This window comes from Methylobacterium sp. Gmos3 (genome assembly GCF_056430985.1).
Genome location: NZ_JBWJYL010000008.1, coordinates 19,294 through 37,059, shown reverse-complemented (window position 1 = coordinate 37,059; position 17,766 = coordinate 19,294). Strand labels below are relative to the sequence as shown.

The 17,766-nt window shown below is 68.9% G+C and carries 17 protein-coding genes and 1 tRNA gene; 13 read left to right on the top strand and 5 right to left on the bottom strand.

The annotated features are described in order from the left end of the window. Positions 1-31: 31 nt before the first annotated feature. From paoA to ACS5Q7_RS17360, 4 genes are read left to right on the top strand one after another with little or no spacing between them, the layout of a single operon-like run. Positions 32-697 (top strand): aldehyde dehydrogenase iron-sulfur subunit PaoA, encoded by a 666-nt coding sequence (gene paoA / locus ACS5Q7_RS17375; RefSeq protein WP_478340531.1) that lies wholly within the window; start codon positions 32-34, stop codon positions 695-697. Positions 698-707: 10 nt separating this feature from the next. Further along, positions 708-1,682, top strand: a complete 975-nt coding sequence (locus ACS5Q7_RS17370) for an FAD binding domain-containing protein (RefSeq protein WP_478340530.1) — start codon at positions 708-710, stop codon at positions 1,680-1,682. Positions 1,683-1,704: 22 nt separating this feature from the next. Continuing rightward, positions 1,705-3,948 (top strand): molybdopterin cofactor-binding domain-containing protein, encoded by a 2,244-nt coding sequence (locus ACS5Q7_RS17365; RefSeq protein ID WP_478340529.1) that lies wholly within the window; start codon positions 1,705-1,707, stop codon positions 3,946-3,948. Positions 3,949-3,977: 29 nt separating this feature from the next. Then, complete coding sequence (locus ACS5Q7_RS17360; protein WP_478340528.1) at positions 3,978-5,504, top strand: class I adenylate-forming enzyme family protein; 1,527 nt, start codon at positions 3,978-3,980, stop codon at positions 5,502-5,504. A 108-nt stretch (positions 5,505-5,612) separates the two neighbouring features. On the opposite strand, the gene mgtE is transcribed toward ACS5Q7_RS17360, so the two are convergent. Then, the gene (mgtE, locus tag ACS5Q7_RS17355; protein WP_478340527.1) at positions 5,613-6,983 is read right to left on the bottom strand and encodes a magnesium transporter; all 1,371 of its coding nucleotides are present in this window, start codon (positions 6,981-6,983) and stop codon (positions 5,613-5,615) included. A gap of 462 nt (positions 6,984-7,445) precedes the next feature. Between mgtE and pqqA (ACS5Q7_RS17350) the strand changes: the two genes are divergently transcribed. After that, positions 7,446-7,535, top strand: coding sequence for a pyrroloquinoline quinone precursor peptide PqqA (pqqA, locus tag ACS5Q7_RS17350; RefSeq protein ID WP_007559225.1), 90 nt, complete (start codon positions 7,446-7,448; stop codon positions 7,533-7,535). Positions 7,536-7,610: 75 nt separating this feature from the next. Continuing rightward, positions 7,611-7,700: a pyrroloquinoline quinone precursor peptide PqqA gene (pqqA, locus tag ACS5Q7_RS17345; RefSeq protein WP_007559225.1), complete on the top strand. Its 90-nt coding sequence runs from the start codon at positions 7,611-7,613 to the stop codon at positions 7,698-7,700. Between the two features lie 110 nt (positions 7,701-7,810). Here pqqA (ACS5Q7_RS17345) and ACS5Q7_RS17340 read toward each other — a convergent pair whose 3' ends face one another. Next, positions 7,811-8,428, bottom strand: coding sequence for a TetR/AcrR family transcriptional regulator (locus tag ACS5Q7_RS17340; protein WP_478340526.1), 618 nt, complete (start codon positions 8,426-8,428; stop codon positions 7,811-7,813). 99 nt (positions 8,429-8,527) lie between these two features. On the opposite strand from ACS5Q7_RS17340, the gene ACS5Q7_RS17335 reads away from it, so the two are divergent. From ACS5Q7_RS17335 to ACS5Q7_RS17325, 3 genes are read left to right on the top strand one after another with little or no spacing between them, the layout of a single operon-like run. Continuing rightward, on the top strand, positions 8,528-9,379 hold the full coding sequence (locus ACS5Q7_RS17335; RefSeq protein ID WP_478340525.1) for an SDR family NAD(P)-dependent oxidoreductase: 852 nt from the start codon (positions 8,528-8,530) through the stop codon (positions 9,377-9,379). A 1-nt stretch (position 9,380) separates the two neighbouring features. After that, positions 9,381-10,274: an alpha/beta hydrolase gene (locus ACS5Q7_RS17330; protein ID WP_478340524.1), complete on the top strand. Its 894-nt coding sequence runs from the start codon at positions 9,381-9,383 to the stop codon at positions 10,272-10,274. Beyond that, positions 10,271-11,743: a flavin-containing monooxygenase gene (locus ACS5Q7_RS17325; RefSeq protein ID WP_478340523.1), complete on the top strand. Its 1,473-nt coding sequence runs from the start codon at positions 10,271-10,273 to the stop codon at positions 11,741-11,743. Before ACS5Q7_RS17330 ends, ACS5Q7_RS17325 begins: the two co-directional genes overlap by 4 nt. Before the next feature lie 3 nt (positions 11,744-11,746). On the opposite strand, the gene ACS5Q7_RS17320 is transcribed toward ACS5Q7_RS17325, so the two are convergent. Then, positions 11,747-13,708: a putative bifunctional diguanylate cyclase/phosphodiesterase gene (locus ACS5Q7_RS17320; RefSeq protein ID WP_478340522.1), complete on the bottom strand. Its 1,962-nt coding sequence runs from the start codon at positions 13,706-13,708 to the stop codon at positions 11,747-11,749. 247 nt (positions 13,709-13,955) lie between these two features. On the opposite strand from ACS5Q7_RS17320, the gene ACS5Q7_RS17315 reads away from it, so the two are divergent. Further along, positions 13,956-14,414 carry a nucleoside deaminase gene (locus tag ACS5Q7_RS17315; protein WP_478340521.1) on the top strand — a complete coding sequence of 153 codons (459 nt, stop codon included), beginning with the start codon at positions 13,956-13,958 and terminating at the stop codon, positions 14,412-14,414. A gap of 21 nt (positions 14,415-14,435) precedes the next feature. Here ACS5Q7_RS17315 and ACS5Q7_RS17310 read toward each other — a convergent pair whose 3' ends face one another. Beyond that, positions 14,436-14,747: an ETC complex I subunit gene (locus ACS5Q7_RS17310; RefSeq protein WP_478340520.1), complete on the bottom strand. Its 312-nt coding sequence runs from the start codon at positions 14,745-14,747 to the stop codon at positions 14,436-14,438. 41 nt (positions 14,748-14,788) lie between these two features. Then, positions 14,789-14,865 (bottom strand) — tRNA-Pro (locus ACS5Q7_RS17305). Positions 14,866-15,034: 169 nt separating this feature from the next. On the opposite strand from ACS5Q7_RS17305, the gene ACS5Q7_RS17300 reads away from it, so the two are divergent. The 3 genes from ACS5Q7_RS17300 to tgt all read left to right on the top strand — a co-directional run bounded on the left by ACS5Q7_RS17300 (position 15,035) and on the right by tgt (position 17,764). Beyond that, positions 15,035-15,421, top strand: a complete 387-nt coding sequence (locus tag ACS5Q7_RS17300) for an exopolysaccharide production protein YjbE (protein WP_478340519.1) — start codon at positions 15,035-15,037, stop codon at positions 15,419-15,421. Positions 15,422-15,527: 106 nt separating this feature from the next. Then, on the top strand, positions 15,528-16,625 hold the full coding sequence (gene queA, locus ACS5Q7_RS17295; protein ID WP_478340518.1) for a tRNA preQ1(34) S-adenosylmethionine ribosyltransferase-isomerase QueA: 1,098 nt from the start codon (positions 15,528-15,530) through the stop codon (positions 16,623-16,625). Further along, positions 16,622-17,764 carry a tRNA guanosine(34) transglycosylase Tgt gene (tgt, locus tag ACS5Q7_RS17290; protein ID WP_478340517.1) on the top strand — a complete coding sequence of 381 codons (1,143 nt, stop codon included), beginning with the start codon at positions 16,622-16,624 and terminating at the stop codon, positions 17,762-17,764. Before queA ends, tgt begins: the two co-directional genes overlap by 4 nt. The last annotated feature ends 2 nt before the right edge of the window (positions 17,765-17,766 follow it).

The following is a 17,766-nucleotide window of genomic DNA, read 5'->3' as shown; positions in this document are numbered from 1 at the left end:
CGCGCTGGCTGTCTCTCAGCGGATTTGCAGCATGACAGACCACTCACCGGGCAAGGCGGGTGCGCCGACGCGCCGTGCGGTCGTGGAAGGATGCGCCGTCGTCGGCGCCCTCGGCCTCGGCGGCTTCGGCCTGCCCACATCCTCCGCGCGGGCGGAAACCCCCGCCGCCGGAGACCCGGCGCCGCAGACCATGCCGGTGCGCCTCACCATCAACGGGCAGGCGCACGACCTGAACCTCGACACCCGCACCTCCCTGCTCGACACCCTGCGCGAGCATCTCGCGCTCACGGGCTCGAAGAAGGGCTGCGATCACGGCCAGTGCGGCGCCTGCACGGTGCTGGTGAACGGGCGGCGCATCAATTCCTGCCTAACTCTCGCTGTCATGCACGAGGGCGACGACATCACGACCATCGAAGGGCTGGCCCAGGGCGAGACGCTGCACCCGATGCAGGCCGCCTTCATCCAGCACGACGGCTTTCAGTGCGGCTACTGCACGCCGGGGCAGATCTGCTCGGCGGTGGGCATGCTGAACGAGGTCAAGGACGGCTTTCCGAGCCACGTCACCGACGACCTCACGGCCAAGGCCTCCCTGAACGACGCCGAGATCCGCGAGCGGATGGCGGGCAACATCTGCCGCTGCTCGGCCTACCCGAACATCGTCGCGGCGATCCGCGACACCGCCGGCACGAAGCTGTGAGGGTCGGACAATGAAGGCCTTCACCTACGAGCGTCCTGCGACCGTGCAGGAGGCGGCGAAGATCGTCGCCGAGCGGCCGAACGCCACGTTCATCGCCGGCGGCACCAACCTCCTCGACCTGATGAAGCTTCAGGTCGAGACGCCCGCCACCCTGGTCGACGTCAACCGCCTGCCCCTGGCGCAGGTCGAGGACACGCAGGACGGCGGGCTGCGCATCGGCGCCCTGGTGCGCAATGCCGATCTCGCCGCCCATCCCCGCGTGCGGAAGGATTACGCGGTGCTCTCGCGGGCCCTGCTCGCCGGGGCCTCGGGGCAGTTGCGCAACAAGGCGACCACCGCCGGCAACCTGCTTCAGCGCACCCGCTGCTACTACTTCTACGACACGTCGATGCCCTGCAATAAGCGCGAGCCGGGCTCGGGCTGCGCGGCCATCGGCGGCTTTAACCGCATCATGGCGGTGGTCGGGGCGAGCGATCAGTGCATCGCCACCAACCCGTCCGACATGAACGTCGCGATGGCCGCCCTCGACGCCACCGTCGAGACGATGAACCCTGAGGGCCAGACCCGCCACATCGCCATGGCCGATTTCCACCGGCTGCCGGGCGACACGCCGCAGATTGAGACCGATCTGAAGAAGGGCGAGATCATCACGGCGGTGATGCTGCCGAAGCCGATCGAGGGCACGCACATCTACCGGAAGGTCCGGGACCGGGCCTCCTACGCCTTCGCCACCATCTCCATCGCGGCGGTGATCGCGGCGGAAGGCAAGGGCCGCATCGGCACGGCGCGTCTCGCTTTCGGCGGCCTCGCGCACAAGCCGTGGCGCGTGGCGGCGGCCGAGGAGGCGCTGGTCCGCACCGGCTCCGCCGACGAAGCCGCCGACCGGGTGCTGAAGGGCGCCCGCGGCTACGGCGCCAACGACTTCAAGATCCCCCTCACCCGCAGGACCTTGCGCGCCGTCGTCGCGCAAGCGACCCGCGCCTGACGCCGAACGCAGGACATCCGCCATGGAGATGAACCAGCCGATCGGCCGCACGCCGCTCGATGACCGCGCCGACGGCCTCGTCGGCAAGCCCCTCGACCGCGTCGACGGGCCGCTCAAGGTGACGGGCCGCGCGCCCTACGCCTACGAGAACCGTGCGCTCAAGAACCCGGCCTACGGCTACATCGTCACGGCGACCGTCGCCGCCGGGACGATCAAGGCCATCGATGCCGAAGCCGCCCGCAAGGCGCCGGGCACGATCCTCGTGATGACCCACGAGAACGTGCCGGAGCAGGGCGAGAAGAAGGAACAGGTCTGGCCGCAGCTGCAGGGCCGTGAGGTCTCGTTCTACGGCCAGCCGGTCGCCTTCGTCGTCGCGGAGACCTTCGAGCAGGCCCGCGCCGCCGCCATGCTGGTGAAGGTGAGCTACGACGCCGCCAAGCCGAAGGGCCTGCTGAAGCCGAACCTCGGCGCGGCCTACGAGCCGAAGCCGATGGGGACATCGCCCGGCGTTAAGCCGGATTCCGCCCTTGGCGATTTCGACGGCGCCTTCGCCAAGGCGCCGATCCAGATCGACGTCGAGTACACCACGCCGACGCAGATCCACGCGCAGATGGAGCCGCATGCCACCATCGCGGAATGGCAGACGGGGCCGGACGGCGATGCCGTGGTGCTGTATTCGGCCAACCAGATGCCGAACCGGGGCCAGCCGCCGCTCGGCTCGGTGCTGAAGCTCCCGCCTGAGAAGGTGCGGATCGTCACGCCCTATATCGGCGGCGGATTCGGCTCGAAGCTTCAGGCCCTGCCCGAGGCGACGCTCGCCGCCCTGGCCTCGAAGGTCGTCAAGCGGCCGGTGAAGGTCGCGATGACCCGTCAGCAAGAGTTCCACGTCGGGACGCACCGCACCGACACGATCCAGCGCGTCCGCCTCGGAGCCGATCAGGACGGACGTCTCACGGCCATCGGCCACGAATCGTGGTCGGACACGGCTATCGGCGATGCGTTCTACGAATCTGCCGCCAACGTGACGCGCTCGCTCTACGCGGCGCCGAACCGCATGACCGCGCACCGGCTGGTCAACCTGAACCTGCCCATCGCTTCCTCGATGCGCGCGCCCGGCGAGGCCGTGGGTCAGCTCGCGTTCGAATGCGCCATGGACGAGATGGCCGAGCGGCTGAACATCGACCCGATCGAGCTGCGCGTCCGCAACGAGCCGAAGGAGGATCCGGAGAAGAAGATCCCCTACTCCACCCGCCGCCTCATCGATTGCATGAAGGAGGGCGCGGCACGGTTCGGCTGGGACAAGCGCGCCAAGCCGGGCACCACCCGCGATGGGCAATGGCTCGTCGGTATCGGCATGTCGGCGGCGGCGCGGCAGAACCCGCTGAAGCCGTCCTCGGCCTCGGTGCGCCTCGGACCGGACGGCGTGCTCGTTGTCCGCATGGCGATGACCGATCTCGGCACAGGCACCTACACGATCCTCACCCAGATCGGCGGTGAGATGATGGGCCTGCCCGCCGACAAGGTGCGCGTCGAACTCGGCGACACGAACTTCCCGAAGGCGTCTGGCTCCGGCGGCTCGTTCGGCGCCGGCTCGGCCGGCTCCGCCCTCTACGTCGCCTGCGACAACCTTCGGAAGGCGCTGGTCGAGAAGGCGGGGCTCGGCTCCGGCGATGCGACCTTCGCCAATGGCTCGGTGAGCGTCGGCGGACGCTCGGTGGCGCTCAAGGACATCGTCGGGTCCGAGGGTCTGGAGGCCAAGGGCGAGATCAAGCCCGGCGAGATGGAGAAGAAGTTCTCGCAATACTCCTACGGCGCGCATTTCGCCGAGGTGGGCGTGGACGTCGATACCGGCGAGATCCGGCTGCGGCGGATGCTCGGCTGCTTCACCGGCGGGCGCATCCTCAACGAGAAGACGGCCAGGTCTCAGGCCATCGGCGGCATGATCTTCGGCGTCGGCGCGGCGCTGATGGAGGATGCCGTGATCGACCCGCGCTACAGCTACTACGTGAACCACGACCTCGCGGAGTACCACGTCTCCACCCATGCCGACGTGCCGAACGTCGACGCGTTCTTCCTGCCCGAACTCGATGACAAGGCGAACCCGCTGAAGAGCAAGGGCTTGGGCGAACTCGGCATCTGCGGTGCGGGCGCCTCGGTCGCGAACGCGATCTACAACGCCACGGGCATCCGCATCCGCGATTACCCGATGACCCTCGACAAGGTGCTCAAGGGGCTGGAAGAACGGGAGACCCAGCGGCGGACGTAAGATCCGCCGCCACCCTAGAGAGACGCCCGTTGAACGAAAGCCGCCAGCCGCCCGCCCGCTTCAACGCGGCCCGCTATTGCATCGGCGAGAACGCCCGCCTTCGGCCCGAGAAGACCGCCCTCATCCTCGTGGGCGACGGGACGGAGGCGCGGCTCACCTTCGGCGAGGTGGACCGGGCGGTGCGCGGCATCGGCGCGGGGCTTCTGCGGATGGGGCTCAAGCCCGGCGACCGGGTGATGATCCGCATGGGCAACGACGCGGATTATGCGCTCCTCCATTTCGGGGCGATGGCGGCGGGGCTCGTCTCGCTGCCCTCGTCGCCGCAGCTGACGGAGGGCGAGGCTGCCTTCCTGATGGAGAATTCCGGCGCGGCGGCGGTGGCGCTGGCCGGCGGCTGCACCGTCGAGCCGGATGTCCTGGCCGGGCGCATCGTCCTCGACGCCGCCGCCATCGCGGCGTTGAAGACCGGCGAGCCGCTGGCAGACTACGCCGACACGGCTGCCGACGACCCGGCCATGCTGATCTACACCTCCGGCACGACCAGCCGGCCGAAGGGCGTGCTGCACGGCCACCGGGCGACTTACGGCCGCCGGCCGATGCTTGCCCACTGGATCGGCATCACCGAATCCGATGTGATGCTTCATGCCGGCACGATGAATTGGACCTACACGCTCGGTGTCGGCCTGTCCGACCCGTGGTCGGTGGGCGCGACGGCGGTGCTCTATAACGGCCCGCGCGATCCGGGCGTCTGGCCCCGGCTGATCGCCCGCTACGGCGCAACGATCTTCGCCGCCGTGCCGACCCTCTACCGGCAGATCCTGAAATACGGCGACCTGCCCGCCCACGACCTCACCAGCCTGCGCCACGGCTGCACGGCGGGCGAACCGCTCTCCGTCGAGTTGCTCGACGCCTGGACCGAGGCGACCGGCAAGCCGCTCTACGAAGCCCTCGGGATGAGCGAGATCTCGACCTACATCTCCAGCGGACCGACCATCCCCGTGCGTCCGGGATCGCCGGGCAAGCCGCAGCCGGGGCGGCGCGTGGCGATCCTCCCCGTCGAGGGCGAGCCGGAGCCGTTGCCGGTGGGCGAGAGTGGGCTCCTCGCCGTCCACCGCTCCGAGCCGGCGCTGATGCTCGGCTACTGGAACCGGCCGGACGAGGAGGCGGAGGTGTTCCGTGGCGAGTGGTTCGTCGGCGGCGACCTCGCCCGGTTCGATGAGGACGGCTACCTCTGGTTCGAGGGCCGCAACAACGACCTGATGAAGGCGATGGGCTACCGCGTCTCGCCGAACGAGGTCGAGGTGGTGCTCGGCGCGCACCCCATTGTCGCCGAGGTGGGCGTGGCCGAGTTGCCGGTGCGCGCCGACGTGTCGGTGATCTGCGGCTTCGTGGTGCTCCAACCGGGCGCCACCCCGGATGCCGGGGCGCTGCTCGACTGGTGCGCGGACCGCCTCGCCGCCTACAAGCGCCCCCGCGAGATCCGCTTCCTCGACGCCCTGCCGAGGACCGCCAACGGCAAGGTGCAGCGGAAACGGCTGGTCGACGCAATTCGCTAGGCGCTCCCGTCTTTGCGAGCATAGCGAAGCAATCCAGGGCAGCGGGCCGCCTCGGAATGAGGCGCTTCCCTGGATTGCTTCACTGCGTTCGCAATGACGGCGGTGGGTTCACAGCAGCGTCCCGCGCAGGATCAGCAGCGCCACCGAGAAGTAGATCACGAGCCCCGTCACATCGACGAGCGTCGCCACGAACGGCGCCGAGGCGGTCGCGGGGTCGAATCCGATGCGCTGAAGCAGGAAGGGCAGCATCGAGCCGGCGAGTGATCCGAAGGTCACGATGCCCACGAGGGCTAGCCCCACCGTCGCCGCTACCAGCGGCCAGTGCTCGCCGTAATCGTAGAGGCCGAGCTTCTGCCACGCGACGATGCGCACCACGGCGATCACCCCGAGGATGCCGCCGAGCACCAGTCCGGTGGGGAGTTCGCGCAACGCCACCTTCCACCAGTCGCGCAGGCGCACCTGATGCAGCGCGAGGGCGCGGATGAGGAGCGAGGTCGCCTGCGAACCGGAATTGCCGCCCGAGCTCATGATGAGCGGGATGAACAGGGTGAGGACGATGGCCTTCTCCAATTCGCCCTCGAAGCCCTGCATCGCCGAGGCGGTCAGCATCTCCGAGAGGAACAGGGCGCAGAGCCAGCCGGCCCGCTTCCGGATCATCGTGAGGAAGCCGATATCCATGTAGGGCTCGGGCAGCGCCTCCATGCCGCCGAAGCGCTGCACCTCCTGCGTCTGCTTCTCGATCATCGCGTCGATCATGTCGTCCACGGTGACGATGCCGATGACGTGGCCCACCGCATCCACCACCGGCAGGGCGAGGAGATCGTATTTCGAGATGAGGCGCGCGGCCTCGTCGCGGCTGGCCGTGGGCGAGACCGCGAGCGGCGCACGGCCCGGTGCCACGGTGAGCACGTTGTCCTCCGGGTTGCCGGAGATGAGCCGCCGCAGGGGCACCGCCTTCGTCAGCGCCCGGGTGCGCGGATCGAGGACGAAGATCGAGTAGATCGTCTCCCGCGTCTTCTCGACGTGGCGGCAATATTCGAGGGTCTGACCCACCGTCCACGTGCCCGGCACCGTGACGAACTCCGTCGTCATCAGCGAGCCGACGGTCTCCTCGCCATAGGCCGAGAGCCGGTCGACGGCGCCCCGCGTCTCGGCATCGAGGCGGGCGCGCAGGTCGGAGCGGCCGGGCTCCTCGATCTCGCGGAACACGTCGGTCACGCGGTCGGCGGACATGCCCGACAGGAACGAGGCCACCCGGTCGCGGGGCAGCATCTCGATGATCTCGCTGGCACTCTCCAGCTCCGGCTGATCGAGCACCTCGACCGCCTTCTCGATCGGCAGGCCGAGGAGGATCGCCGCGGCGACCTCGGGCGCCTCGTTGTTCAGCGCCTCGACGATGTCGGGTGCGCGCTCGTCAGCCAGCCTTGCGGCCAGGGCTGCGGGTTCGACGCGGGCGTCGAAGGGAGCCATGTCGTTCATGACGCGCCTCATGGGACGAGGCGGCGCGCCTCAGGATGTCAGGCCGCTCCCGGGCCGCTCGCCGGTCCCGCAGGCCGGCGCGAAGACGGCTTAGCGGAAGCGACGGCGCAGGGCCGGGCGCGGCAGGCACGATCGGTCGGGCACGTCGCTTCACGGGTCTGGGATTGGAGGAACCGCAGCCCCGCCTGGGCAGTGCCGCGCGGCTGCGTCGTGCGCTGCCCCGCAGCGTCCGTCAAGCACAAAGCAGCAACCGAGGGTTATCGGATCGCCGGTGTGGCTGTGAGAAATATAAGCTCGTGTCCGCTTGTATTGCGCGCCAACAAACGGTTATATCCTGCATATCGCAGGGCCGACAGGCACAGCGCTCCGGGAGACCGGATTGCGGGCCTTTCGGGATGACTGCGGCAAAATCAGACGGTCCGTTCGCCGGACCGGTGGCTCTAACACTTGAGGATGGTTCAGATGGCTTGGTCTGCCCCCGTCGTGTCCGAGATCTGCGTCGGCATGGAAGTCACCAGCTACGAGTCGGCCGAGATCGACACCTTCAACTAAGCGGTTCGCGATCTTCGGATCGCAGCCCGGTTGACGCTACACACCCAACCCGAAGTCTTATCAGGAGGAATTATAATGGCTTGGTCTGCTCCCGTCGTGTCCGAGATCTGCGTCGGCATGGAAGTCACGAGCTACGAGTCCGCTGAAATCGACACCTTCAACTAAGTCGATCGGCGACCGTTAGGTCTCTGGGCGCCGCCTCCTTCGGGGGGCGGCGTTTTTCGTTTGGGCCGTGCTGCGCGAATGCCCCTCGATTCTTGGGAGCGGAGCGGTCTTCAGGTCGGCGCGGCGATGTAGGGCAGGAACAGCGCCCTCACCTGATCGAACCCCCATTCGAGGTCGGCCGCATCGAGATCCGCTTTGCCCTGCAAGCGGAAGCTCATCCAGTGGCTCGACACGATCCAGGCATTGTCGAGCAACCGCGTCAGCGTCTCGGAATCGATGCGCAGGCGCCCCGCCTCGGCGGCGGCCTCGAACACCCCCCTGGCCAGGGCCTGCGTCCGCTGCCGCAAAGCGCGGACCTCGCCGCGCAGAGCGGGCGCGATCTCCACCATGGCGATTCCATCGCGGTAGATGCAGCGGTAGCGCCAGATCAGGTCGAACCACGCCCGCTGATAGGCCGTCAGGGCATCGGCCTGCGCGAAATCCGCCGGGAGGCGCCCCGCCACCGCTTCCGCCTCGGCCGCGAAGGCGGCGAAGATCGCCTCCACCAGCAGGCTCTTGCGCGGGAAATGGTAGTGCAGATTCCCCTCGCGCATGGACGAGGCGGCGGCGATCTCGGCCGTGGTGACGCGACCCATCCCACGGGCGTTGAACAGCGCGAGGCTCGCCGCGACGATCCGGTCGCGGGTACGCGGGGCGGCAACGCTCGGGCTCGGAGTCGCGCGGGTCATCACGCAACGTCTTTAGGGTATCCACCCTAGACAGGGAAGCCCACCGGGCCTATCACCGCCGCGGATCCGGCACCGCCGGAGGGAGGCCGGGAGAGCAGCTTGGCTCAACAATTCCGCCTGCAGGGAAGCGTCGCCCTCGTGACAGGCGCCGCCAGCGGTATCGGCGCGGCCCTGTCCACGGCGCTCGCGGCGCGGGGCGCTTCGCTTATGCTGATCGACCGCGACGGGGAGGGCTTGGCCGCCACCGCCACGCGCGCAAAGGCGGCCGGCGCGGACACCGAGTGCCGCATTCTCGACCTCGCGGATGCCTCGGCCATCGCCGCGCTGCCCGAGGCGGTCGCGCAGCGGTTTGGCCGGCTCGATCTCCTGGTGAACAATGCCGGCGTCGCCTTGGGCGGGCGCTTCGAGGAGACGCATCTCGACGATTTCGAGTGGGTGCTCGACGTGAACCTGCGGGCCGTGATCCGCATGTGCCACGCCTTCCTGCCGATGCTGAAGGAGCGGCCCGCCGCGCAGATCGTGAACATATCCAGCCTGTTCGGGCTGATCGCGCCGCCCGGTCAGGCGGCCTATTGCACCAGCAAGTTCGGGGTGCGCGGCTTCACCGAATCCCTGCGCCACGAATATGCCGGCACGGGGCTCGGTGTCAGCGTCGTCCACCCGGGCGGCGTGGCGACCTCCATCGCCCGCAACGCCCGCAACCCGCGCCCGTCCCACGATCCGGCGGAAGCGGAAACGATGCGGCAGGCGGCGGAGGCCGGGCGGATCGCCTTCGAGAAGCTGCTGACCCTGCCGGCGGACGATGCCGCCGCCGCGATCCTGCGGGGCATCGAGCGGCGCGCGCCGCGCATCGTCGTCGGCAAGGATGCGCGCAATGCCGCGCTGATCCAGCGCCTGCTGCCCGCCGGCTATTGGCGGGCGATCATGCGACTCTCCGGCGGAAAGGTCTGAGATGGCGAGCCTGCGTGCGTATATCGGCTCCTGGATGGTCCGCCGCCGGGTGAAGGCCCCCCTGGCGGGCGCCAAGAGCATCGACGACGTGCGCCGCATCCTCGGCGGCGCCTCGTTCCCCGACCCGCGTGACGCGACCTTCGAGGCGGGCAGCCTCGGCGGCGTGCCGGGCGAATGGATCCGGCCGGTGTCGGGAAAGGCGTCGCGGCGGCTGTTCTATGTCCATGGCGGCGGCTTCGTCGCCTGCTCGCCCCGGACGCATCGCCCGGTGACGGGCGCCTTCGCGCGGCGGGGCTTCGAGGTCTTCGCGCCGGATTACCGGCTGGCGCCGGAGCATCCGTTCCCGGCCGGGCTCGATGACGTCATCGCCGCGTGGAGCGCATTCCGCGCGGCGGGGCCGGCGAGCCTCGCGGGCGAATCGGCGGGCGGCAACCTCGCCCTGGCGCTCCTGCTCGCGGCGCGGGACCGGGGCCTTCCCCTCCCCTCGGCGGCCTGCCTGTTCTCCCCCGTCACCGACCTTGTGACCGTCGACGGCTCGCGCGTCTCGAACGGAAGCCGGGATGCCATGTTCCACGCCCGCTCCATCGTGGAGGTGGCGCCCGTCTATGTCGGCGAGGGCGATCCGCGCACGCCCCTCGCCTCGCCGGTCTATGGCGACCCGACCGGCCTGCCGCCGCTGCTGTTCCATGTCGGAGACCGCGAGATCCTGCGCGACGACGCCGTGCGCATGGCCGAGCGGGCCCAGGCGGCCGGGGTCGAGACGCGGCTGCGGGTCTTCCCCGTCGTCGCCCATGCGTGGCAATTTGCGGATCACGTCCTTCCGGAAGCCAAGGCCTCCCTCGACGAGGCGGCCGAGTTCCTGAAGCACCATGCCGGCCGGGAGACTCACGCATGAGCGCCCCCACGGACACGGACGGCGTGCTCGCCGTGCTCATCGTCGGCGCCGGCTTCTCCGGCGTGGCGATGGCGATCCGCTGCCGGCAGCAGGGCATCGGCCCGATTTCGGTGATCGAGAAGGGGCCCGGCATCGGCGGGACGTGGCGGGAGAACACCTATCCCGGTGCCGCCTGCGACGTGCCCTCGCATCTCTACTCCCTGTCCTTCGCGCCGAAGGCCGATTGGAGCCGGCTCTACGCCAAGCAGCCGGAGATCGAGGATTACCTGCGCGGCGTCGCCGAGCAGTACGGGCTGATGCCGCTGATCCGTTTCGGCACCACCCTGCGCCGGGCTGTCTGGGACGAGGCCCGCGCCCTGTGGCGGGCAAAGACAGATCGCGGCGAGATCCTGGCCCGCGCCATCGTGTCGGGCGCGGGCGGGCTGCATCACCCGGCCATGCCAGACATTCCCGGCCGCGCGGATTTCGCCGGCCCGAGCTTTCATACGGCAGCCTGGGACCATTCCGTCGACCTGAAGGGCCGCCGGGTCGGCATCATCGGCACGGGGGCGAGCGCGATCCAGGTCGTGCCGGAACTGGCGGGCCATGCCGGACACCTCACGGTGTTCCAGCGGACGCCGCCCTGGATCATGCCGAAGAACGACAGGGCGATCCCGCAGGAGCGCAAGGCGCGTTACGCCCGTTTCCCCATCCTGCGGCTGCTGGAACGGTGGCGCCTGTTCTGGCGGCTGGAATTCCCCGCGCTCGTCGGGTTCACCCGCGTGTCGAAGGTGACGGCGCAGGCCGAGGGCTTGGCGAAGCACCATCTGCGCAAGGCGGTGCCCGACAAGGCCCTGCGCGAGAAGCTGACGCCGCGCTACCGCTTCGGCTGCAAGCGCGTCCTCCTGTCGGACGATTACTACCCCGCCCTCCAGCGGGACGACGTGACCCTGGAGACCGGCTCCATCGCCCGCATCCTCCCCGACGGGGTCGAGATGGCGGACGGGACGAAGCACGGACTCGACGCCATCGTCTTCGCCACCGGCTTCGACGTGCTCGGCGGATCGCTGCGCACGGAGGTGGTGGGCCGGCAGGGGCGCCGGCTCGCCGAGGCGTGGGCGGACGGGATGCAGGCCTTCCAGGGCATCACCGTCTCGGGCTTCCCGAACTACTTCATCCTGCTCGGCCCCAACACCGGCATCGGCCACAACTCGATCATCGCCATGATCGAGATCCAGGTCGATCACGTGATCGATTGCCTGAAGGCGCTGGCTAAGGGGCGGCAGGCCATCGAGGTCAGCGAGCCCGCGCAGGAGCGCTTCGTCGAGCGCATCCGCAACAGGATGAAGGAGAGCATCTGGCAGGCCGGCGGATGCCGCAGTTGGTATCTCGACAACCAGGGCCGCAACACGACCCTGTGGCCGGATTCGGTGCTGGCCTATCGGCGCAGCGCCCGCCGAGCGCGGATGTCCGATTACCGCCTGCGCTGAGGCTCAGGCGACCTTTCTGAGCGGCGCCGCGAAGGTGTCGAGCATGGCCTCGCCCGGCATCGGGCGGCCGAGATGGTAGCCCTGCGCGAAGGGGCAGCCCATCTCGCGCAGGGCGATGAGGTCGGTCTCGGTCTCGACGCCCTCGGCCACGACTTCGAGGCTCAGCGCCTTGCCGAGGTCGATCACCGCCTTGACGAGCCCGCGCTTGTCGCCCGCCTCGTTGAGGCCGGTGACGAGGCTGCGGTCGATCTTCACGCGGTTCACCCGCAATTGCCGGATCCGAGACAGGGACGAATAGCCCACACCGAAATCGTCGATGGCGATGCTGACTCCCGCCCGCGACAGAGCGGCGAGCTTGTCGGATACGGCGGCGGCGTCGAGGGCGGTGTCCTCCGTCAGTTCGATCTCCAGCCAGTCCGCCGCCAGGCCGAAGGCTTCCAGCTTTTCGAGGATCAGCACCTCGATCGGTGTCTGGGTCAGCTCGCGCGGGCAGACGTTCATGGCGATGCGGATGTCGTCGACGCCCCGCGCGCTCAGGGCGAGCTTCGTCCGGTAGACGCAATCGAGGATGTAGCGGAGCAGCGCCTCGGACAGACCGATCACGCCGGCGGCGGCGATGATGTCCGGCGGCGGGACCCAGCCGTGGCGCGGGTGGCGCCAGCGGACCAGCGCCTCGAGCCCGGCGAGGTCGCCCTCATGGACGCGGAAGATCGGCTGGAACCACACCTCGACCGCGCCCTCGGCCAGGGCATCGGGTAGGTCGCGTTCGGCGTCACGGCGCATATCGAGGCGCGCGCGCAATTCGTCGTCGAACACGCGGGAGCGATTCCGGCCGGTGGACTTGGCCGCGTAGAGCGCCTCGTCGGCACGCACGAGGCGTTCGGTGAGGCTCTCCCCCGCGCCGATATGGATGCCGATGCTGATGCCGACCCGGTCGGTGTCGAACCGGTCGAACGGTTCGGCCACCGCCGCGATGATCGCTTCCGCGAGTTCGCTGACGGACACGCCCGTGGCGGCGGGATCGTAGAGGATGGCGAATTCATCGCCGCCGAGCCGGCCGACATGGCCGCTCGCAGGCACCTGCGCCCGCAGGCGGCGGCCGACCTCGGCCAGAACCTGATCGCCGGTATTGTGGCCGTAGATGTCGTTGACCGATTTGAAGCCGTCGAGATCGAGCAGCATCAGGCACGGTGCCGGCGTGAGATCCGCCTGTTCCACGAAGCCGGCACGATTGAGGAGGCCGGTGAGCCCGTCGCAGATCGCACGGCTCGCCATGCGCGCCGCCAGGGCCTTGGCCTCGTTCTTCAGTCCGCTGGTGCGGCGGAAGTTCGACTCCGTCTCGAGGCAGGTGCGCATGAGCGCCAGCAGGTAGACGAGCGACGTCGCGGCAAGGCAATCGCGCTCGAACCCGCCGGTCGTGAGCAGGCATCCGACCACCGTCAGAAGCGGCGGGGTGATGAAGAACATCGGGATGCGGGCGAAGGACGTGCCGTAGCTCACCGCTCCGGCGGTGATGCCGCAGGTGACGACGAGGTAGAAGATCGCCTGCGCCGAGGTGAAGCCCGCGCACAGGAAAGGCAGGCACGCCCAGACCACCCCGGACGCGAGGGCGCCGAGCGCCATCAGCTCTAAGCGGCGCTCGATGGCTGCGGCGGCGTCATCCGACTCGATCGGCGTGTCGTCATCGAGGCCGATGCAATGCGCCCTGCACAGATAGACCCGCAGGAGATTGGCGCAGGTCGAGGTCGCGAACCAGAGGCCACCCATCGCTCCGTGGCCCGCGCGGACCGCGACGGCGAGGCAGGTGAGGCCGAGGACGAAGTTGATGATGAGGGCGCGCAGGACGCTTCGTCTGGCCGCGTCCAGCTGATCGCGCCGAATGGCGCGCTTGAGGATCCGCTCCGAAGGAGCGTCGATCTCGAAATCAGCACTCGGCTCTAAGCTTGTGCCTGCTTTCGCGGCCATCGCCCCGTTCCCTGCTCGATGGTCGGAATACAGACCGAGCGTAAATAATTCATACAGTAAGCGTGCCTTGCGAACGGTGGCGTGAACCGTGCCTTTCCTCCGACGTTCTGACGTTCGGGCTCGAAAGGTCGCAGGCACCGCCCTCGTTGCTTGGCTCTAAGGGCAAAGACGGGGGGTGCTCGATGTGGCGCCACAGCCTTCTCGGCTCAGCCGTGACGACGTCTTGCGTGAGAACGGAGAAGAAGCGATGGGGCGGCACGAAGAGTACATGGCCGAGGCGGTACGCATCGCCCGGGCCAACGTGGCGGAGGGCGGCACGCCCTATGGCGCGGTGATCGTGCGCGACGGCACCGTCGTCGCCACGGCGCCGAACACGGTCCATCTCACCAAGGATGCCACCGACCATGCCGAGATGGTCGCCATTCACAAGGCGAGCCAGGCGCTGGGGCGCAAGAACCTCTCGGATTGCGTGATGTACGCGAGCGGGCGTCCTTGCCCAATGTGCCACGCGGCGATGCGCCTCGCCGGCTTCAAGGAGGGCTACTTCGCCTTCAGCGCGGAGGAGGCGCAGGAATGCGGCGCGGGCAGCGCCGAGATCTATGCGGAACTCTGCCGTCCGCTCGACGAGCAGCCGATGCAGCTCAAGCAGATGCGGCCGGACGGACCCTCGCCCTATCCGGAGTGGGAAGCGCGCCAGAAACGCTGACGCGCCGGCACCCGGCGGCGCTCAGTGGGTCCAGGGCGCCGTGCGGTTGAACTTGAAATTGTCGGAGTAGGACAGGCCCTTGCGCGCCGTCTCCTTGCCCGGCTCCTCGACGCGGTAGGTGATGCCCTCGCGCTGGGCATAGGCCACCGCCTCCTCCCGCGTGTCGAATTCCAGGCGCACCTGCTGCATCATGTCCTTCGAGCCGTACCAGCCCATCAGCGGGTCGGTTTCGCGCGCGCTCGTCTGATCGAAGACCAGCACCCATTGCTTGGTGCGGGCAAGGCCCGATTGAGACGCATCCTTGGCGGGGCGGTAGATGCGGGCGCTCGGCATGGGTCCTTCGAAAGCTCCTGGTTGGTCTGCCCTGCGGAGGATGGTCGGGGCGATAGGATTCGAACCTACGACCCCCTGGTCCCAAACCAGGTGCGCTACCAGACTGCGCTACACCCCGACGGCCATCCGCGGCCGGAAAGCCGTAACCGTTCGGCCCTCCCTGGGCAAGGAGGACGATGCGACCGCGCCGCCAACCTGCATCATAGCTCATTCGGGAGGATTGTCTCGGAACTTCCGGGCACATCAAGCCATTGCTTCTGCGATTACAACTTTTGGAGGAAAACCCGATGAAGGTTACTCGCGCGCTTGGTGCTGCCGCCGTTCTCGTCATGATGTCTGGCGCTGCCTATGCTGCCCCGTGCAGCACCGGCACCACGGCCTCCAAGTCGCCGGACAAGCAGGTCAATCCGAAGAGCTCGGATGTGGACAAGTCGAGCGCGAACCTCGCGGGCGGCAACCAGCCGGCTTCGCCGGGCACCGTCGGCGCGATGAACAATGCCGGCTCGACGCAGGCTCCGACCGCGACCGCCGGCACCGCCAGCAAGGACAACACCGATCCGGCCTCGAAGAACATGGCCGGTGGCAACCAGCCGGCCTCGCCGGGCACCGTCGGCGCGATGAACAACGCCGCCGCCGCGAAGGCCACCACGAACATGGCCGACAAGGACTGCTGATCGGGCTTCGTCCCTCGTTCGACAGGAACCCGCCCGGCGTAGGCCGCGGCGGGTTTCTTTTTGGGTGCGGTTGAAACGCGGGGGCGTTCGGTGCACGCACCCTGCGATGCGTGTGGACCTCTTCGATTTCGAACTGCCGGAGGCGAGCATCGCGCTCCGTCCCGCCGAGCCGCGGGATGCGGCGCGGATGCTGGTGGTGGCCCCCGGCGAGCCCCTGTCCGACAGGGCGATTCGCGATCTCCCGTCCCTGCTGCGGCCGGGTGACGCCCTGGTCTTCAACGACACCCGCGTGATTCCGGCGCGTCTCCATGGCATCCGCACGCGCCCCGGTGCGCCGGGGCAGCGTACGGAGGTGATGCTCCACATGCGCGAGGCCCCCGACCGCTGGCGCGCTTTCGCCCGCCCGGCGAAGCGCCTCGCCCCCGGTGACGACCTGACCTTCGGCCATGCCTCCGAGGGTACCGTCTGCGAGGCTACCCGCCTCCGCGCGAGTGTCGTGGAGAAGGGCGATGCGGGTGAGATCGTCCTACGCTTCGAACTGGCGGGGCCGATCCTGGACGAGCGGATTGCCGCCCTCGGCGAGTTGCCGCTGCCGCCCTACATCGCCGGCAAGCGCCCGGCCGATGCCCGCGATGCTAGCGATTACCAGACGGTCTATGCGCGCGAGCCCGGCGCCGTTGCCGCGCCGACCGCTGGGCTGCATTTCTCCGATGCGCTGCTCGGCGCAATCGATGCCGCAGGGCTGACCCGCCACCACGTCACCCTGCATGTCGGCGCGGGCACATTTCTGCCCGTGAAGGCCGACGACACCGAGGGCCACCGGATGCACAGCGAGGTCGGCCATCTCGACGCCGACACCGCCGAGGCGTTGAACCGCACCCGGGCGGCGGGCGGGCGCATCGTCGCCGTGGGCACCACCGCCATGCGACTCCTAGAAAGCGCGGCGAGCGAGGACGGGCGGATCGCCCCCTTCTCCGGCCCCACCGACATCTTCATCACGCCGGGCTACCGCTTCCGGGCGGTCGATGCGCTGGTCACGAACTTCCACCTGCCGCGCTCGACGCTGTTCATGCTGGTGAGCGCCTTCTCCGGCCTCGAGACGATGCGCGCCGCCTATGCGCATGCCATCGCGACGGGCTACCGTTTCTACTCCTACGGCGATGCGAGCCTGCTGTTCCCGGCCGCGCCCGGAGCCATGCCATGACCTCCGAGAATCCGGCGACGTTCGGCTTCGCCCTCCACGCACAGGACGGCGCCGCCCGCACGGGCGCGATCACCATGCCGCGCGGCACGATCCGTACGCCGGCCTTCATGCCGGTCGGCACCGCCGCCACGGTAAAGGCGATGTATGCCGATCAGGTGCGCGATCTTGGGGCCGATGTCGTTCTCGGCAACACCTACCACCTGATGCTGCGTCCCGGCGCCGAGCGGATGGCCCGCCTCGGCGGCCTGCACAAATTCATGCAGTGGTCTGGGCCGATCCTCACCGATTCCGGCGGCTTCCAGGTCATGTCCCTGTCGGCCCTGCGCAAGATCGACGAGACCGGGGTGACCTTCCGCTCGCATATCGACGGGACGGCCCATGCCATGAGCCCGGAGCGCTCCATCGAGATCCAGGGCCTGCTCGGCTCGGACATCCAGATGCAGCTCGATGAATGCGTGCGCCTGCCGGCCGAGCGCATCGAGGTCGAGAAGGCGATGCGCCTGTCCCTGCGCTGGGCCGAGCGCTGCAAGGTGGCCTTCGGCGAGCAGCCGGGCAAGGCGATTTTCGGCATCGTGCAGGGGGGCGACCTGCCCGACCTCCGCGCCGAGAGCGCCCGCGCCCTCGTGGATCTCGACCTCAAGGGCTATGCCATCGGCGGCCTCGCGGTGGGCGAGCCGCAGGCGGTGATGTTTGCGATGATCGAGGCCACCGAGCCGCACCTGCCGCAGGGCAAGCCGCGCTACCTGATGGGCGTCGGCACGCCGGACGACATCCTCGGCTCGGTGGCGCGGGGCATCGACATGTTCGATTGCGTGATGCCGACCCGCGCCGGCCGCCACGGCTTGGCCTATACACGCCACGGCCGTGTCAACCTGCGCAATGCCCGCTGGGCCGAGGCCATCGAGCCCCTGGACGAGCAATCGACCTGCCCCGCCGCCCGCGACTATTCCCGCGCCTACCTCCACCATCTCGTCCGCTCGAACGAGATCCTGGGGATGATGCTGCTGACGTGGAACAACCTCGCCTACTACCAAGACCTGATGGCAGGCGCCCGCGCCGCCATCCGCCAGGGGCGCTACGCCGATTATTGTGCAGAGACCCGCGAGGGATGGGCTCGCGCCGAGCGTCAGGCCGCCTGAGG

Bases quoted from the DNA above. Each gene is read 5' to 3' on its own strand.
- paoA (WP_478340531.1), top strand. From the start codon at position 32: ATGACAGACCACTCACCGGGCAAGGCGGGTGCGCCGACGCGCCGTGCG.
- tgt (WP_478340517.1), top strand. From the start codon at position 16,622: ATGACCTCCGAGAATCCGGCGACGTTCGGCTTCGCCCTCCACGCACAG.
- ACS5Q7_RS17300 (WP_478340519.1), top strand. From the start codon at position 15,035: ATGAAGGTTACTCGCGCGCTTGGTGCTGCCGCCGTTCTCGTCATGATG.
- ACS5Q7_RS17320 (WP_478340522.1), bottom strand. From the start codon at position 13,708: ATGGCCGCGAAAGCAGGCACAAGCTTAGAGCCGAGTGCTGATTTCGAG.
- queA (WP_478340518.1), top strand. From the start codon at position 15,528: ATGCGTGTGGACCTCTTCGATTTCGAACTGCCGGAGGCGAGCATCGCG.
- ACS5Q7_RS17370 (WP_478340530.1), top strand. From the start codon at position 708: ATGAAGGCCTTCACCTACGAGCGTCCTGCGACCGTGCAGGAGGCGGCG.
- ACS5Q7_RS17365 (WP_478340529.1), top strand. From the start codon at position 1,705: ATGGAGATGAACCAGCCGATCGGCCGCACGCCGCTCGATGACCGCGCC.
- ACS5Q7_RS17315 (WP_478340521.1), top strand. From the start codon at position 13,956: ATGGGGCGGCACGAAGAGTACATGGCCGAGGCGGTACGCATCGCCCGG.
- ACS5Q7_RS17330 (WP_478340524.1), top strand. From the start codon at position 9,381: ATGGCGAGCCTGCGTGCGTATATCGGCTCCTGGATGGTCCGCCGCCGG.
- ACS5Q7_RS17310 (WP_478340520.1), bottom strand. From the start codon at position 14,747: ATGCCGAGCGCCCGCATCTACCGCCCCGCCAAGGATGCGTCTCAATCG.
- mgtE (WP_478340527.1), bottom strand. From the start codon at position 6,983: ATGAACGACATGGCTCCCTTCGACGCCCGCGTCGAACCCGCAGCCCTG.
- pqqA (WP_007559225.1), top strand. From the start codon at position 7,611: ATGGCTTGGTCTGCTCCCGTCGTGTCCGAGATCTGCGTCGGCATGGAA.
- pqqA (WP_007559225.1), top strand. From the start codon at position 7,446: ATGGCTTGGTCTGCCCCCGTCGTGTCCGAGATCTGCGTCGGCATGGAA.
- ACS5Q7_RS17325 (WP_478340523.1), top strand. From the start codon at position 10,271: ATGAGCGCCCCCACGGACACGGACGGCGTGCTCGCCGTGCTCATCGTC.
- ACS5Q7_RS17340 (WP_478340526.1), bottom strand. From the start codon at position 8,428: ATGACCCGCGCGACTCCGAGCCCGAGCGTTGCCGCCCCGCGTACCCGC.